This window comes from Terriglobales bacterium (assembly GCA_035567895.1).
Lineage (GTDB): Bacteria > Acidobacteriota > Terriglobia > Terriglobales > Acidobacteriaceae > Gp1-AA112.
Window position 1 is genome coordinate 1 of sequence record DATMPC010000106.1, and the last position, 16,916, is coordinate 16,916.

Here is a 16,916-nt window from a genome sequence, read left to right on the forward strand (position 1 = left end):
CAGCGAATCGACGCTCGAAGACGCGCTGATCGCGCTGCAGCAAAACGATGTGATCGCCTATGTGGTGCAGGTAACGGATGGGCCGCATGATAACTGCGACGTATTTCACATCTTCAGTGAAGGCAAGCTAAGAAAGCTGGCTGAAGAAACCGGAGGCCGGCTTATTGAAGCGCGTGGCATGAACAAAATCGCCGACGCCTTCGATCAGATTTCTGAAGAGCTGCACCATCAGTACAGCCTCGGCTATTATCCCGACAACACAAACTGGGATGGACGCTTTCGCAAGATCCAAATTGAGGCTCAAAACCATGGTGACCGCGTGACCGCGCGCAAGGGTTACTACGCGATCCCGCCTCAGCAAAGATAATCGGCGTTGACGTGCAAGAAACGGGATTGCCTGATCTGCCCCGTTTCAAATCGACAGAGATCCTAGAAGAAAAATAGGACGGGTCAGGAGCCTGTCGGAGATAGATTTTTGCGAACGAAGAATCAACAACTTACAAATAATCGAGTCTCTGTAAGTTATTGATTCCTGGTTCGGGAATCGTTCTCTCCGACAGGCTCTCAGGCTGTTCCTCTTTCTCCCATTGCTGTTGCGGGTGCCCATCGATAAGAACGAAGGGCACCCGCTGTGTGGGTTCAATAAAGGAAAACAGAACAAAGGGTACGGCACCCGGCATAGACGAAGCAATTTTCATGGCAGAGGGGTCGGAGGTTCAACTCCTTTCTCCCCGACCAATCAATCCCTCACGGCCATTACTTGACGATCAACGTGACGGGCATAGTTACCGGCTGTACGCTTGAATTGGAGCTGGTAGCAGTCATCGTGATCGTGTAGGTTCCGGACGGCGTTCCGGGCTGTGGTGGTGGTGGTGGCGGCGGTGGTGGCGGCGGAGCAGAACCTCCGCCGCAGCCGATGGAAAGCAGCACAACGAACGTGCCAGCCGCAAAGACCCACCGTGGAATGTGCCTCCTGGATCTGTCCCGAGCAGCAAGCAGAACCATTACCAGCAGGCAGATGGCCCACAGCGGCGCAGCGCGGACGCTGAAGTTGGTCGGAGGAAGCCAAAGCGTCGGCCAAGGCGCCGTTTGGGCATGGGCGGCGGTGGTAGTCACGGTCATCGTGGAAGAGCTGCCAAAAGCCGGGTTCGGACCGAAACTTGCCGTAGCCGCCGCCGGCAATCCGGCCACACTGAAGGTCAAATTGTCGGTGAAACCTGCCGTCCGCGAGATAGCTACGGTGTAACTTGTGCTGGCTCCGGCGGAGACGGTTTGAGAAGAAGGCGTGGCGGTCAGGGCAAAAGGGGGGCCCCCCGGCGTAACCGTAAAGCTGGCAGCGCTGGTCGCGGTCCCATCCAGCGTGGTGACAGTGATGAGACCAGTGGTAGCACCGAAGGGAACTGTCGCGGTGACCGTCCCGGAGTTGCTCACTGTGAATGTAGACACCTTTCCACCAAGCGAAACTGCCGCGGCCCCGGCGAAGTTTGTGCCGGTAATCGTCACACCCGTTCCAACCGGACCGTTGGCCGGCGTAAAGGAAGTGATGGCCGGCGTAACCGTAAAGCGGGTCGTGGTCTTCAAAGGCCCGCTGCCAGGCGTGGTGACGGTGATGGGGCCAGTGGTAGCCCCGGCGGGAACTGTCGTCGTGATTGTACCGGGAGGGCTCTCCGTGAAGGTAGCCGTCACTCCGTTAAACGAAACGGCCGTGGCTCCGGCGAAGGTCGTGCCGGTAATCGTCACACCGGTTCCAACCGGACCGAAGGTCGGCGCAAACGGGCTGAAGCTAATCCCTTCGAGGAAAGCTACGATGTCGTCGGCCGCGGTGGGCCCCATCGCGGAAATGTTGATCGGGCCGGAAAACGCCCCACCTGGCGAGGTGTTGAAGAAAGCCGAATTATAGAACGCGACTACATCTTGCAACGTGGCTGCGGAGCCGTCGTGGAAGAACGGACCCAGGTTGGCGACGTTGAAAAGCTGCCGGGTGATGAACGCACGCGACCCGCAGGGTGTGCTGGGCTCGCAGGGGAGATTGTCCATTCCAGCCGAGTCGATGGTCTGGTTCACCACACCCGTGTTGAATATCACTGAGTCGGCGAGAACCGTCCCGTTGTGGCAAAGCGAGCATTTGGCGGCGCCGGAAAAGGCATTAAAGCCTCGCTGTTGAGCGGCGGTGATCACGAACCGGTTCAAATTGAACTTATTTGGGTCGGTTCCTGCCGGGAACTCCTGCGCCCGCATGAACGCTTCCAGGGCAGCCAGCTCATCGGAGGTCGGCAGCCGGAAATCCGGGTCCGATCCACCGCTGTTCCGAGTCAGCGTCCGCGGGAAGTGCTGCTTGACGGCTGCCGTCGCGAACGATTGCAGGTCGCCGACGCTGCCGCTAAGTCCAAACGGGCCAAATCTTCGGTTCAGGTTCAGGAGGTGGGGAGACTTGCGGAACACGGGCGGGGTGGGCCCGGTGGGAAGAAACCCGTCGATGTTTTCCAGGATGAGGCCCCGTCCTTGGGGGAAGTTCACCGTGTCCGCGCTGGTCCTCATCCGCTTCGGATCTTCCAGGCCGAGCACAGTCGAACCGGAGCCGAGACTTCCTGCCGTTATGCTCGCGACGGTTCCCGAACACGAGTTGCTGTCGCTCACGGTGCCGGACAAGGCCGGGTTCATGCCGCCGTAGACAAGATACGTCGTTGGCGAAACCTGCGCCAGCACCTTGGCTGTCGCTGCCGTCGCTCCGCTTCCGCTCGTTATGATGCCCTGTAACGTACCGCTGCATGGCGTGCCGCTCGAAACCCCCGCCTGGTCCAGAACCAGCGTGTTGAGATTGAAGTCGAAGCCGGGATCGAAGCTGGACGGCTTTGTCTCTCCGACGAACAACAGATCGAACGTCGTGGAGACGGTACTGAATCGCGACTGGATATTGCTCGGCGGCAACGCGAAGTTCAGGCTCGCTACGTGACAGGTTCCGCAGGTCCGCCCATTGCCCTGGAAAGTCTCCCCGTTGAACAGATTCTCGCCCTGGGCGACTTGGGTGGCTACCGGGATGATGAGCGTCTTTCCCGCATCGTTCGTCGGTGTGGGTGTCGTATTGATCGCGAAATCGGAGTTAGGGACGGAGCCACAAGAGGTAGAGGTGCGCTTCAGGCTCACCGTCTTCATGATGGGAAGGGCGGCTGTCGGGGGACCTGCAATAACGACGCCGTTGCAGCCGCCGGAGTCGGTTCCGGTCTGGGCAGCAGGAAAGCTCCCGTAGGAAACGCAGTCGGTTCGTGAACCCGCATTGCTATTCAGCGGATTGTTCGTGAAGCACACCTTCCCGCTAAGGGGGCTCAGGAGCGGCGGCATAATGAAATCGGGAGTCGGTGCTCCAGTCAGGTTCGCAAAGTCCTGGGTCGCAATCAACTGCGGGTTGGCATCGAGGGGCACATCGTGCGGGAATTTGAACTTGCCGGTTTCTCTTCCCGCGGCGTCGAAGAACACAAGCATCGCCCTCGATTGAGTCTCGCCAGTCTGCGGGCCCCATAAGTTGCCACTCCCCTCCTGCTGGATGACGATGAATTGGATTTTGGAGTTGCCATTGACGCCGGCCATGATCTCCTGAATATGGTTCTCCTCGTTGGTCGCAACAGCGCGACTCGAAGACAGCAAAAGAACGCCGAGCGCCAGGGTATAGGTGAATTGCAGATTCTTGTTCCGGTTAGTCAAGTCCTTGGCCTCCCCTTTTCCATGTTCGTCATACATGCCAGGTGCTTGCAGTCGGGATTTCCATTTGCCTGAGTGACCTTTAGCGTTAGGGGGATGCTGCTGGAAGTCGAGCCGCTTGTTCCCGTCACCTCTCTCGAAGCAGTACGAGTCATCTGCACTTGCTCGGAAAGAAAACGAGCGAACTTTTACCACATTGGGATAGCGCTCGTCGATAACTAGAAAGTAACTAGGAAGGGTGGGCCACCCTAGTTCCCGTTTTGGTTGTTGCATGCGACTTCCATGTAACGGGTGGCGGGTGGCGCATCTGTGTTCTGCTTTCTGGCTGCAACGTCCAAAGAGTGGGTGCCGCACTCTGCGCGGTTGGCAGGGTGCGCAATCATCGGAAATTGCCTGCAACTCGCTTATCCTCGATGACGATGCAAGAACATGACCCCGAAGCGGCTGACCACGGCACCGAACGTATCGGCGGAGAAAGGCAGAGTCGGCGGAGGCAACTTCGAATTGTGCGTTCCGCAACCCAAGATGGTCTGCCGCTCGCTGAGCGGCGTCCACCATCTCAGGGCGCAGGATCTACCTCGAGACCTTGTCCTGGAAGCCCACAAGCGCAGCAATCGTTAAAGCCGGCTCTCCGGGCCCGGTAGCGATATCCAGAACTGCGTTTCCGCTGCCAATCAGCCCATCGTCGATGAGAGCCTGCGTGACCGGCGCAAACATCAGCCGGATGATTCCACGGTGCTTCTCCCAAAACGGGGCAGAAGCACGCCACGCGCTCACAACCTCCTGGTCGGCTGGCATCACAGCACCTCCGAGGCGCGGCATCATACCATTCCATTTCTCGTGAGTGCCGCGCCTCCGGCGCTCGAATCTCCAAACCAACATGAAACCCAGCCTTCCGGGACTGGGCTCACGTTTGGCCAGCCGGCCCTCCGGGCCTAGCATTCTGGAGTGCCCATCGATGGTCGTCTTTTTATACGGCGTTGTTTGAGACTCGACGACCTTGTCGTTGGACAACTAAATCTTCACCTCCATCTCCAACTGTTCCATCATTTCATTCAATTTCTGATTCGCGGCAGTGTGCTTGTCCTGCAAATCGGCAAGGTTTTTCCGAAGAGACGCGAGCCCATCTTCTTCGCGGTTCAGTTCGTTCGTATAACGCTGGGCTAGCGAGCGCACTTCGGTGCCGCCTTTGAGGGCCGAGAGATTCTCGCGAAGACGCTTCTGGTCTTCGAAGATGGAGTTGATCTTGCCCTGTGTGGCCGTGATCTGCTGGGCGTAGCCTGCGATCTCATCCTTTTGCTGCATGATCGGGCGAAGCGCGTTCTCGAGCTTTTGGTTCATCCAGCCCTGGTGGGCGAAGAGAGTGATCTGGTCCGGGGTCAAATTGCTGAGCAAGTAATTCGTGCCCAAGGAGTGGACCTCTTCGAATTCGAGTGAAGAAGTTTTTTCCGGCTCAACCTTGAGGCGGAACCGATAAGCGGAGGCGGAGGTTTCTTCAGGTTTGGCACCTTCCGCAAGCTTCCATCCATTCCGCTCCGGATGCTCAATGATTACTTCGCGCTCAGCGCTGTCCTGATTGCGAACCGTGTACGTGTGATGCTGGCGCTCCTGCGACTCCTGGTACATCACGCCGCGATGGATACGGACGAGCGTGGTTAGTTGTCCCTCGCCCTTGACCTCCGGTTTCACCTGCACGGCAGGATCGGCAGCATACGAGATGAGGCGCTTCTCGTTTGGACGGATCGCATCCATCAACCCTTCTCCGGCGAAGGTCTGCGCTTCTTGAATGCTGAAGGTTCCACCATCTAGGGTGAGTCCGCTGGAGTTTGTGAGCCACAGCGCACGCAGAGGTCGTGGTCTTCCGGGACTCCAAAGCGTGACCTTCTCAGCGTCGACTCTCGCCTGCAGAATCGGAACCAAAGCGGATTGATTTTTGTGTATGGTGACCGGCTGCTTGATCCGGTACTCGAATAGGTCGCCTATGTCCTGAGTAACGGCGGTGCTTATTTGTTGCTCCATCGCGGAAATCATAGTGGAATCCGATTTGAATATTCCGCCTCCGAAGCCTGATCCGGTGCCGATCGGTCCGCCGGTCGCCTCTACAGCTAGGCTCTGCGTACTCCCGTGGATCGCTGGTGGCCTGTTTAATTCTGCGTAATTCTCCAATCGATCATTGCTACTTGTGAGGCGGTCAGCTTTGCTGGCAAGTCCCATTTGCTCGTAAAGCGTCGCGTCATGCGTTTGGGGAGTCAGCAAGGCAGTAGTTGGTAGACCGATTTCGGGTCTGCGCGTGTAGTAAGGCTGAGAGATATTCTCGATAAAGCTCTGCGGAGCTCCGGCAATCAAAGCGAGTTCGACGTTGTCCCAATCCTCCCCAACCGTGTTATCCACTACGGCCCAGCCTTGCAGTAGAGGCTTTTGCTTTGCGTCGCCGGGCAGCACGATGCGATAAGTGCTTTTCCAAACTGGGACTTCGCTGATGTAGCTGACCATCAGCTCGCGATCCCCGCTTCCTTCCGCAGAGATCGCCATCTTGCGTACATCAGCTGCGCGAGTGGATGCGATGAGCGACAGATATCGACCGACTTCCTGATTTACATCGTGCTCCAGCAGATGAATGCTCGTTGCCGGAGTAAGGCGGAAGGTGCGCAGCTCGCCGGAATCGGTGATGACCGAAAGCTCGGTATGAGGTGTGATTTGCTTCGAGCTCTCTTTGTCCTCATCACTGGACGTTGAGTTAACAGTTTCGACGCTAAGCAACCGACCAATCGCCACGGCTCCGGCGTTGCGAATTTCGACTCGGGCTCCGCGAAGAGCATCAAGGAATTCGGCAGTCGTTGTTTTTTGTCCAATGGGAATTTGCAACGCATTCAGCCGCTGGTCGAGCGGAGCGGTTGAGTTGTAGCTCACATCGGCGATGCGTCCACCGTTGAGGTCAATGGCGGTGAGCGACTTCAGAACATCGTTGAGCTGTGCTGTGGTAAACGCGATCGTGACGGTCTGATTTCCGCGCACGCGGCCATCGTGCTGAAAGTAGCCGACGCCGTTCTTGTAGAGCGCCACATGTCGAACCGGGAGTCGATCGGTCACGGTTGCACCCGGAGTCGCAATCACCGAATTTCCTGTTGCCACCGATATCGCCTCGGTTCGCGTGTGAGCGACACGCTGGGCGACCATGGTTCCGACATTCGAAACGAAGAATCCCAACAGCAGGACGAGGCGATAGTTCATAAAGGACCTCCAAATAGAGTTAATCCGGCGGCTTGGGAGAAAGGTTACGCAGCCTTATGTGATAGACACCCGAGTTGATGGTTCTTGCAGTGCGAAAGATGAGAGCTAGGGCTCACAGTTCGGCTTTTTGAACCGGAAGAGTCTCTTAATGTGCCCCGAAAACTGCAATTTAGCGCCCCAAAAAGCCGTCTAAAGTGCCCCAAAAAGTGACTTGCTTCTCGCTCAAAACGGACCTCTTTTGCTGCTGATCCAAGAGCTTCAGGCAAGGCTGGCCAAGAGTTCAGGAAGAGCCAACCGAACCTTATATATGCAATGCAGTTTTGGATGACTTTCGGCGCCATTTGAGAATTTCGCATTAGAGGCTCGTAGGCGAGTCGGGGGAAGCGAGTGGCTATCCCCCTACACTGAACGGCTAATGGCGAATCAAAAGGGAAAGTAAATCGATTTATCTTCGCCCTTACGCCAGACTCTGACTTCGACCCCAGATTTTTTCGAGCGACTTTCCAAGATCTCCGCTCCGCGGGGAGAAACCTTCAGCAAAGTTCACAACAAACGCGGGAAATCGAGTAGCGGGTTTTCAGTTCATTGCTGCCAAAATGGAGTGATGTGAATCGAGGGGCAATCGCCGAACAGGTTATCGCTGGTTGCGTGCGAGGTTCGCATCTTCCAAATTACGTATTTTCTGCTACATACAGCCATTTTCCGTTGAGCCTGCCCTAATCCCCGTTCACTGATTTGTAACCCCCGTTCAGCGTTTCTTGGTTGGGAGGACCGGGAAGCTGCCCTTAGGATGAAGCTGTTGTCGTGTAACTCACCGCAGTTCTGTAGCGATCAGCAGTAAAAATCTAGCGCCGCCCCCAAGGTGCAGTTCCGCGGCGAGGAGCACATGGATGCCGAAAGCCATTAAGTATGTTGAGAAGGCAGTCACAATTGCCGCCAACGGAGCATGGCAAGTATTCGACAGACTCAACAGCTTTAAACCCAACCCGTCTTTCACGCCGAAGTGGTCGGATAAGCCCCTACTAAAGTCCTACGAAAAGCAGAAACCGCCGCTGGGATGGCCCCGCACAACTGACTCTCTTTGTCCGAAATGCGTTCCTGAAATCCGCCAGCAGATCGTTGACGGCAAATTGCCCCACGAGATTCTTCTGAACGAAAAGGCGGGTGAGATCAAAGCTCAGATCATCGAGCGCGACGGCAAGATCCTGATGGTGAAGGATTGCCCGAAACATGGCCACTTCGAAGACGTAATGGCCATCGACACCCAGTTCTTCCGCCACCTCGAAGAAGTCTTTCCCGGCCGCGATATCCGCGCGCACAGTGACGAAAAGCTGCACAATCACGGGACATCGACGATCAAGCACGGCCGCGGATCGGTGCTAACAATCGACCTCACCAACCGCTGCAACATGATGTGCGATCCCTGCTTCATGGATGCCAACCAGGTTGGATTTGTGCACGAGCTGACGTGGGACGAGATCAAGACGATGCTCGACAACGCGATCTCGATCAAGCCGCGTCGTCAGATGTCGGTTCAGTTCTCCGGTGGTGAGCCAACGCTTTCACCGTACTTCCTCGACGCTGTCGCGTACTCGCGCAAGGTTGGCTACAACTCGGTGCAGGCCGCCAGTAACGGAATTGAGTTTGCCAAGAGCGAAGAGTTCTGCCGCCAGGCCGCAGAAGCCGGCCTGCGTTACGTTTATCTCCAGTTCGACGGAATCGGAAACGCCGCCAATTCGCACCGCAAGGTCGGCAATCTCTTTGACGTAAAGCTTAAGGCGATTCACAACCTGCACAACGCCGGCGTAGAAATCGTTCCAGTCACCACGATTGTCAACGGCATCAACAACGAGCAGGTAGGCCGCATTATCCAGTTCGCGCTCGACAATCCCAAGACCATCAGCTTCCTCAGCTTCCAGCCGGTTTCGTTCACTGGCCGGGACGAGGAAGTCACCGACGAGCGCCGCATGGCGCAGCGTTACACGCTTTCCCACCTGGCACACGACGTGAAAGACCAGGTCGGGCTGGGTGAGCCGTCGCGCGACTGGTTCCCGATTTCGTTTATGAGCACATTCTCCGATTGGGCCGATTTGGTACACGGTCCGAACGCTGATTGGGGACAGCTATCTTGCGGATGCCATCCGAACTGCGGAATCGGCACGGCAATGATGATCGATAAAGAGACCAAAGAAGCGGTCCCCGTCCCCGCATTCCTGAAAATGGAACGGTTCGCGAAAGACGTTGCCAGGATCAACGACGCTGGCCGCGGCCGCTTCCTTTCCGTTCTGGGAATGGCGCTCGCGTTGACGCGCAACTACGATCCGTTCAAGTCCCCGACGCACTTCAAGATGAAGGACTTGCTCCAGAAGTTTGACAAGTCTTTCGGTGCCAGCAAGAACGCCGACAAGAAGTACGGCAGCGTGAAAGGCGAGCGCACGTTGGAAGATATCGAGAAGCGCCGCAAAGACCGCTGGAACTTCCTCTTCGTTGCCGGAATGTGGTTCCAGGATCTGTTCAACTACGACTTCCGCCGCACCGAGCAGTGCATCATCCCGTACGCCACGCAGGAAGGTGAAATCTCCTTCTGCGCCTATAACACCGGCGTGGGCTGGCGAAACATCATCGAGAAGATGCACATGACGGCGACCCTCACCAAGTGGTACGACGAGCACGGCCGTCACGAGATCTTCGCAGGCGGCAAGAATGTTGGCCTCGAAGACTCTTCGCACAAGCTCAAGCTCGTGCAAGAGCATGTGAATGCTGCCGCGAATACTACTCTCGACGAGCTAGGTATCGCCAAGAATTCGCGTGAAGAGAAGATTCGCGCCCGCGACGCCAAGCTAAAACAAGGCGCCGAGAACGCTCGCATGATGGCGCTCTATCGCAAAGAAATCCTGAAAGAGCAGGCGCCGGAAGGTGGATTCATTCCAGTATCAAACCTGATCGCGCCGGCTCCCAAGAAGATCGCTCAAGAGGTCGCCGAGACTGAAGAGCCCGTCCTGGGAGATTAAGTCCAAGCAAGTTTCTTCCTCTGATGTAGTCCTCACTCAAGGCCGCCTAGTAAGGCGGCCTTTTTGTTTCAATTTGACGTTTGGACCTTTAGGTGAACTGAACAATCTTCTCGTTGACTACTCCGCTCCCTGTTCTTCCCTCGGCGCGTGATGCGGCAAGGCCTGCGGCATCTCAGAGACGTTCCAGGCCCAGGCCGCGAGCAGGCCTGCTCCCTGATTGATCTCGTCGGGAATTACTTTGTCGAACGTATCTGCCTGGCTGTGATGTGCCTGCCCATAATGGTCCGGTTTTTGCAAACCAAAGTATGCCGGCACGCCTTTGTTGAGGAACTCCACGTGATCGGAAGAGCCATAGTAGCGGGTATCTAACGCATCCAGCCCGAAGAGTTCCTGCAGTGGCTGATAGATCTCCTGCATTAACGGAACAGTTTCGTACTGATTTTCGAGGACAATCGTGAACACTTTGGCGGTTCCGAGGTCGAGAATCAGAGCTGCATCTATTTTGGGAATCTCGGCTTCATGGTTCTTCACGAAGAGTTCAGCTCCAGTTCCGCCCTCCTCCTCACCTGTGAAGAGAATGAAGGTTATAGTTCGCTTCGGTTTCCAGCCAAGCGCACTCAGTGTGCGGGCGGCTTCCAGCGTGGCCATCGCGCCGGTACCGTTGTCGATCGCGCCTTGGCCGAGGTCCCAGGAATCGAGGTGTCCGCCGACGATTACGCGTTCTTCCGGATGTTCACTGCCCTTTATCTCTGCCACGGTAATTGAAGTCTTCGCCGGATTCGGGCTGAACGTGCCGGTCAAATTGATCTTCATCGACACTGGCCCACGCTGCAGCAGGCGATAAATCAAGCTGTAATCCTCGTGCGCGAGGAACGCAGTCGGAAGCCGCGAAGGCTGATACCGGCTGAAGGCGGTCATATTGAACAGCGAATCGCGCTTACCGCTATCTATCAGCACAACCGCTGCACCCGCGTCGGCTGCGGCCTGCATCATCTGCTGACGCTCGCGAAAACGGGCACGCGCTCCCGCATTGGGGACGCCGCGTCTCGGAGGAATCACGGCGTCGTAGGCATTGTTCGGGATTTCGTTCTCTGGAGAAAGCTCTGCAGGCGGGCGCGTCATGATGATTGCACCCTTCAGCTTGGACTTCTGCTTCTCTACGTCGGAGGAGTTAGCCAAGTTCAAAAAGATCACGTTTCCAGTAACCGCACCATCTGTGGCTTTACTCCATCCGGCGGAGCGGATCTCGATCGGTCGTGTGAAGGGAGCTGTGATTTCAGCTGTATCCTGCCCACGCGTCCACGCATGGGGAATCTCAGTGGTTTCGAGATGGGCGTCGATGCCGTAGTCCTTGAAGCGCTGTAGTGTCCAATCGCTGGCGCGGTTCATTTGTGGCGATCCAGTCAGGCGCGGTCCAATTTCCGTAGTGAGGTACTCGAGGTTCTTCATCAGCTCGGAGTGCGCCTTCACTTCGTCGACTATTTTCTGGTCCGCCTGCTCCATTGCAGTTCTGTACGCCCGCTTTTCATCGTCGGTGCGGGTTGTAGTTGGTGTGCTGGACGGAGCTTGGGCTATAAGTTGTGCTGCGATGAAGGCGATCGTGGCTAGCAAGAAAGGGAAGGAAATTGACCGCTTGCGCGGGAGCAATAGACTCATCAGTTCTCCGGAACAATTTGATGACAAGAGACTGATTAGGGTAGCAGATAGGGAACAGGAGACAGTGAACAGGAAGGCGCATGGGTTTCCTGTTCCCTGTCCCCTATAACCTCTTCGCTAGCCTTTACTGTCCAGCAGTCGCGCGAATAGGAGTCTGCTCGCTTCCCGCATCTTCGAAACTGAAGTGCGTCGAAATGTTCGGATATTCCGTGTGATTCAGTTCGACATACGGATAGACAAAGTAGTTCAAGGGACCCCCGTCCTGCTTAGGCGAGAGAATTAAGTCGCGGCCGACGGAGAATTGCACGCGATTGTCATCCCAGTGTCCGAAGAAGAACTCGCGCTGTTCGGGATGCTTCCATGCTTCGGAGATATCTACCGGAATCCATCCGCGGTCTTTGGTGTAGAAGTCTGCCCAGCAATGGTAGCCAGCAACGTCTCCCTCGTGTTTGTCTGCCGGAATCGGGAAACCGATCTCGAATCGCGAAGGAATGTGTTGCGAGCGCGCCATCGAGATGAAGAGGGAATGGAAGTCCGTGCAGTTCCCGCGCTTGGCATTACAGGCGTACAGGGTGTCGCCGTGTCCCCATCCGGTGCCGCTCTTGTCGTAACGCATGTTAGCGAGCACGTACTCGTAAATGGCGCGGCCCTTCTCATAGTCCCCGCCTTTGACTTCCGAAACTTGCTTAACTGCAAGCTCCGCAGGCAATCCGGTGGTCGGAACTAGCTTGTCGGGAGCGAGAAGACGTTTGAATTCGGCTGCTTCCAAGCCAGCTCCACCGGCTGAACTTTGGCGCCGAACGACATCGTAGACGATATCGAAAGCGTACTCGTCCTTGGCTGCATTGGCTGTCTCCGCGTAAAGCATTTCGTTGCCGTATTCACTTTCGTGAGTCTGCTTTAAGGCAAGGTCCCCTTTTTGGGAAATCATCCTCACTTTCTGGAACTCATTTGAATATGCCATGGGAATCCATACGCGTAACGGCGCGCCCGGATGGGTATTTCGAACTGTGAACGCGTAATGAAAGGTGAAGTGGCGCTCCGGACCGGCAGTCTGTGCGGGCGCTGACACGACAAAGAGCGCCAGCAAGAGAACTACGCAAACGAAGATTTTCATAGATTCTTCCTTTTCTTTCTTGACGTGACGATGTGAATTGTGACGACAACCCGGGCGTCAGGAAGGCTAGCTTCAGGTGAAGCCGGAAAAGGAAGGCATGGTACTTGCTCGCAAAAATGTTAATCCTCGCGCGCCTGTCATGCAAACGGCAACGGGCAACCGGCAATAGGCAATAGGCGATTGGCTCTGTATTCTGCTTTGTCACCCAACCTTTGGATTGCGTTTGAAGACTGAGATCCGTGTTCGTGGACTTTATTAATTGCTTCTTGATCAATTACTTCTTGCAAGGTTTTCGCCTATTGCCGATCGCCTATTGCCTATTGCTAGCGCAAAGCGCTCACGCTCAGGGCAACTACGAGATCCAGGTCTACGGCTCCGATACTGTGGACCCGGGCACGACTATGATCGAGCTGCACAGCAACTACACAGTCTCGGGAACAAAAGCCGCCGCTGGTAGCCGTTTTGCCGAGGATGGTACTGAACCTACCCACCACGCGCTACACGAGACCATAGAAATTACCCAGGGATTCACCGACTGGTTCGAAACCGGGTTCTACATTTTTACAAGCGCGCACAGCGGATTCGGGTACGAGTGGGTAGGCGATCACATTCGTCCCCGCGTTCGCGTTCCAGAAAAATGGAATTGGCCTGTCGGGGTGAGCTTGTCAAACGAGATCGGATATCAGCGCGCCCGTTTCTCACCAGACACGTGGACGTGGGAGATTCGTCCGATCGTAGATAAGCAACTCGGGCCGTGGTACCTGTCGTTCAATCCAACGCTCGATCGCTCGTGGCACGGACCAAGCGTGAGCAAAGGCGTCGAATTCTCACCTAACTTCAAGGTCGGCTATAACGTGACTAAGCAGGTCTCAGCCGGATTCGAGTACTACGGCAATTACGGAAATCTCACGGGTTTCGATCCATTCAGGGAACAACAGCAGGATTTCTTTCCATCCATCGACCTAAATGTCTCACCGAAGTGGGAATTCAATTTCGGTGTTGGAATCGGTGTAACTCGATCCACGGATCACCTGATCGTGAAGGGTATTGTGGGACGCCGCTTCTCGTTCGGCAGGTCCCACAAGTAGAAGCCGCACAACTAACCGTTATCCGACTCTCTGCAGCGCTCTGCCGAGTCGCTCATGATCGGTGTCTTCCAGGCCAATGAAGCGGAAGCCCAGCTCAGAATGGGCGCCTTTTCCACGCTCATCCAAGAATTCAATCAGTCCACGAATTTTGCCGAGTGACGTTGAAATCTCGATTTCTCCGAGCGTGCCGCGCCGAACCTTCTTATCGAGGAGTGCGCAGCCGCCCGTCATAGACAGGCGCAATAAACTGCCTTTTTGTAGCTGATTTTCCACTCGGAAATTGGCTGGTTCGGGTCTACGGAATGATGTCCTGGGGGAACGAATCGAGGAGTGAAGCTTGGGGAAATGGGCCATGCCCAAGAAATGTAGCTGGCGACGTGCAAGCCCAAAAGATTACTGAAGGCCTTGTGGCGGAGGGCTGGGTACAATGGCCCGGTGCTTAACCAGCCTTGAGCTTTCGAGTATGAGACTTGAAGCTGTTTGGACGACGGTTTGCCCAATCCCAAGGAACTGCTAACAAAGGGCTTGCGTACACGTCTTCTGGGTGAACAGGAGGAGACGGCCAAATGACAACACGTTTGACTCGCTACATGGGAATTGCCGCCTTGGCGATGGCGCTGGGAGTGGCCGGATGGGCACAAGATCAAGGCACAGACAATGGCCGCGAGTTTCACTGGACGGGCAAGCTATCACCGGATCAGGTGGTCGTGATCAAAGACATCAATGGGGATATCGACGCGACTGGTTCCTCGAATAGCGATCAGGTGGAAGTGAGCGCAATTAAGAGCGGCGAGGGCGCACAGGATATCAAGATCCAGGTCGTGAAGCTCAACGATGGAGTGATGATCTGCGCGTTGTACCCGGGCTTTTTCAGCTCCGACAATTGCGAGTCCAATTCGCATTTCGGCAACAGTCACAATAACGCCAAGGTCGACTTTACGATTCGCATGCCCCAGAACCTGCGTTTCGTCGGCAAGAACGTGAACGGCGGGGTCCGCGCTATGTCGATGGGCCGCTACGTTGAAGCCGACAGTGTGAACGGTAGCATTCGTATCTCCACGCAAAGCTGGGCCTCTGCCAAAAGTGTGAACGGATCGATTCAGGCGAGGATTGGGCGGGCGGACTGGTCCGGAGACCTCGAGTTCAAGACTGTCAACGGCGGCATCAAACTGGAGCTGCCCACAAACCTGAGCACGGAACTAGATTTCAGGAGTGTCAACGGACATCTCGAATCCGACTTCCCGCTAACCATGCAAGGCAGCAGCGGAAAACATTCCGTCCACGGCACGATTGGCAGCGGCGGGCGTTCACTAGATCTCAAGACAGTCAACGGCAGCGGAGAGCTTCGCAAAGAAGCGATTTGATCTTAAACACGAGGACTGGCCTGCAACTCTAGTTAGGGACAAAAGACCTTGCCAGAAATCCGCAGCCAAAAAGAAGAAACAGGCAGAATAACAGGGGATTTTTTGATTCGACGTTGAAATCATCGAATTCTGCCCAGAATGCGCAAATTTCGGTCAGAACCAGGGAGTTAACAGGGAGTTCTGTGGATTTCTTCGCAAGGCGCTGTCAACAAAGCGCTTGGATCGGTTTGGCGCGGGATTCAAAAAAGTAACAGGGAGCTATCAGGGAGCTTGGGCTGTTGTGGCCGCTCTTTCCGGGCTTGTACAAGCAACATCGCGATAGAAAAACAGCTTGGGTGTGTCGATTCGAACGAACAACGTTCGACGTAGAGATAAGCCAAATTTTTTTGGTCCAGAAGAGACCGCAAACGTTGTTGCCCGTTAAGAACGCATGAAGATGAGCGTTTTCGAATGGGAGAACTGGCAACCAGCTGGTTTGTCTTGATTTACCGGAAATGATTCCCCTTCAGTGCGTATTTTTACAAGAAACGTGATTAACGTCTGGCTAGAATCTTCAGTCGAATAACCTTGGCCTCGCTTTTCTCGGGAGAGATGCAAAATGACGCTGAGCCGATTTGCCACAAAAAACGCCTTTCGCAATCGTCGTCGCAGCTTAATCACGTCGATTAGCATCGCTTTCTCGCTGCTTCTCCTGACGCTGCTTATGAGCGTCTATCGTGGCTTCTATATCGATCAGGGACCCCCCGAGTCAGCCTTGCGGCTGGTTACACGCCATAAAGTCTCTCTCGTCTTCTGGCTTCCGTCGTATTACCGCGAGAAGATGCGAACTATTCCTGGGGTGGTGCACATAAGCCCATGGAACTGGTTTGGTGGAATTTACAAGGACGACAAACCCGAGAACACATTCGCCCAATTCGGCGTCGATCCGAACGAAATATTCGACGTAATGAAAGACAGCCGTGTGCCGCCCGACCAGCTCGAAGCTTTCAAGCACGATCGCGCTGGGGCAGCGGTGAATAGTGCGTTGGCGAAGAAGCACGGATGGAACCTCGGCGACAAAGTGATCGTCAAGGGGACGATTTATCCCGTCAACCTTGAAATGAACATCCGAGCCATCTACGACACAGATAACGCCTTCGACACGATGCTGTACAACATTGAGTACATTGAACAAGCCCTTCCCCGGGTCAAAGGACGTACCGGTACCTTCTACACGCTCGTTGATTCGCCTGAGCACACGGTAAGCGTCGCCAAAGCTGTCGACGAGATGTTCGCGAACTCGCCGCAACCGACGAAGACGGAAACGGAGAAGGCTTTCGGGCTTAGCTTTGTAGCCCAACTTGGGAATGTGAAGCTCTTTATCCTGAGCATCTGCGGCGCGGTAGTATTCGCGATCCTGCTGGTTTCAGCGAATACCATGGCCATGAGCATTCGCGAGCGTACGCGCGAAGTGGCAGTCCTGAAGACATTGGGATTCACACGCGGGACGATTCTCTCAATTTACGTTGGTGAGGCGGTGACGATCTCACTCCTTGGCGGTCTGCTTGGCGCGACTGGGGCCACCTTGTTACTGATTGCAGCTTCGAAAGCGCCAAACGGAACCTTCTTCACTGGATTCAAAGTGAATGCTCCCACATACCTGGCGGCGTTGGCAGTGGCGGCGCTCGTGGGCTTTCTAAGTGCGGTCTTTCCGTCGTACCAGGCCTCGCGGCGGAACATTGTTGATGGCCTGCGGCACATCGGATAAGAGGAC

Annotated in this window: 11 protein-coding genes; 5 read left to right on the top strand and 6 right to left on the bottom strand. The window is 55.5% G+C overall.

All coding sequences use genetic code 11. The features are described from left to right. Positions 1-367, top strand: a 367-nt coding sequence (locus tag VNX88_22815) for a VWA domain-containing protein (protein ID HWY71518.1), incomplete at its 5' end; no start/stop codon positions are given. A 389-nt stretch (positions 368-756) separates the two neighbouring features. Here the strand turns inward: VNX88_22815 and VNX88_22820 are convergent. The 3 genes from VNX88_22820 to VNX88_22830 form a co-directional block, all read right to left on the bottom strand. Further along, positions 757-3,969 (bottom strand): IPT/TIG domain-containing protein, encoded by a 3,213-nt coding sequence (locus VNX88_22820; GenBank protein ID HWY71519.1) that lies wholly within the window; start codon positions 3,967-3,969, stop codon positions 757-759. 300 nt (positions 3,970-4,269) lie between these two features. Next, complete coding sequence (locus VNX88_22825) at positions 4,270-4,494, bottom strand: hypothetical protein (protein HWY71520.1); 225 nt, start codon at positions 4,492-4,494, stop codon at positions 4,270-4,272. Between the two features lie 216 nt (positions 4,495-4,710). Continuing rightward, positions 4,711-6,927, bottom strand: coding sequence for a DUF4139 domain-containing protein (locus VNX88_22830; GenBank protein HWY71521.1), 2,217 nt, complete (start codon positions 6,925-6,927; stop codon positions 4,711-4,713). Positions 6,928-7,817: 890 nt separating this feature from the next. Here VNX88_22830 and VNX88_22835 point away from each other — a divergent pair. Next, a complete protein-coding gene (locus VNX88_22835; protein ID HWY71522.1) occupies positions 7,818-9,938 on the top strand; it encodes a radical SAM protein in 2,121 nt (706 codons plus the stop codon). A gap of 117 nt (positions 9,939-10,055) precedes the next feature. Here the strand turns inward: VNX88_22835 and VNX88_22840 are convergent, their stop codons facing one another. After that, complete coding sequence (locus VNX88_22840; protein HWY71523.1) at positions 10,056-11,594, bottom strand: M20/M25/M40 family metallo-hydrolase; 1,539 nt, start codon at positions 11,592-11,594, stop codon at positions 10,056-10,058. Positions 11,595-11,718: 124 nt separating this feature from the next. Beyond that, positions 11,719-12,711, bottom strand: coding sequence for a transglutaminase domain-containing protein (locus tag VNX88_22845; protein HWY71524.1), 993 nt, complete (start codon positions 12,709-12,711; stop codon positions 11,719-11,721). 245 nt (positions 12,712-12,956) lie between these two features. Between VNX88_22845 and VNX88_22850 the strand changes: the two genes are divergently transcribed. Then, positions 12,957-13,799: a hypothetical protein gene (locus tag VNX88_22850; protein ID HWY71525.1), complete on the top strand. Its 843-nt coding sequence runs from the start codon at positions 12,957-12,959 to the stop codon at positions 13,797-13,799. 18 nt (positions 13,800-13,817) lie between these two features. On the opposite strand, the gene VNX88_22855 is transcribed toward VNX88_22850, so the two are convergent. Next, positions 13,818-14,153: a PilZ domain-containing protein gene (locus VNX88_22855; GenBank protein HWY71526.1), complete on the bottom strand. Its 336-nt coding sequence runs from the start codon at positions 14,151-14,153 to the stop codon at positions 13,818-13,820. A gap of 212 nt (positions 14,154-14,365) precedes the next feature. Between VNX88_22855 and VNX88_22860 the strand changes: the two genes are divergently transcribed. Together VNX88_22860 and VNX88_22865 are read left to right on the top strand one after the other, a co-directional pair. Further along, positions 14,366-15,163, top strand: a complete 798-nt coding sequence (locus VNX88_22860; protein HWY71527.1) for a DUF4097 family beta strand repeat-containing protein — start codon at positions 14,366-14,368, stop codon at positions 15,161-15,163. A gap of 598 nt (positions 15,164-15,761) precedes the next feature. Then, positions 15,762-16,910, top strand: coding sequence for an FtsX-like permease family protein (locus VNX88_22865; protein ID HWY71528.1), 1,149 nt, complete (start codon positions 15,762-15,764; stop codon positions 16,908-16,910). The last annotated feature ends 6 nt before the right edge of the window (positions 16,911-16,916 follow it).

What these genes read in the sequence shown, in the direction of transcription:
- VNX88_22820 (HWY71519.1), bottom strand. Translation starts at nt 3,969, where the DNA reads ATGCAACAACCAAAACGGGAACTAGGGTGGCCCACCCTTCCTAGTTAC.
- VNX88_22825 (HWY71520.1), bottom strand. Translation starts at nt 4,494, where the DNA reads ATGCCAGCCGACCAGGAGGTTGTGAGCGCGTGGCGTGCTTCTGCCCCG.
- VNX88_22830 (HWY71521.1), bottom strand. Translation starts at nt 6,927, where the DNA reads ATGAACTATCGCCTCGTCCTGCTGTTGGGATTCTTCGTTTCGAATGTC.
- VNX88_22835 (HWY71522.1), top strand. Translation starts at nt 7,818, where the DNA reads ATGCCGAAAGCCATTAAGTATGTTGAGAAGGCAGTCACAATTGCCGCC.
- VNX88_22840 (HWY71523.1), bottom strand. Translation starts at nt 11,594, where the DNA reads ATGAGTCTATTGCTCCCGCGCAAGCGGTCAATTTCCTTCCCTTTCTTG.
- VNX88_22845 (HWY71524.1), bottom strand. Translation starts at nt 12,711, where the DNA reads ATGAAAATCTTCGTTTGCGTAGTTCTCTTGCTGGCGCTCTTTGTCGTG.
- VNX88_22855 (HWY71526.1), bottom strand. Translation starts at nt 14,153, where the DNA reads ATGGCCCATTTCCCCAAGCTTCACTCCTCGATTCGTTCCCCCAGGACA.
- VNX88_22860 (HWY71527.1), top strand. Translation starts at nt 14,366, where the DNA reads ATGACAACACGTTTGACTCGCTACATGGGAATTGCCGCCTTGGCGATG.
- VNX88_22865 (HWY71528.1), top strand. Translation starts at nt 15,762, where the DNA reads ATGACGCTGAGCCGATTTGCCACAAAAAACGCCTTTCGCAATCGTCGT.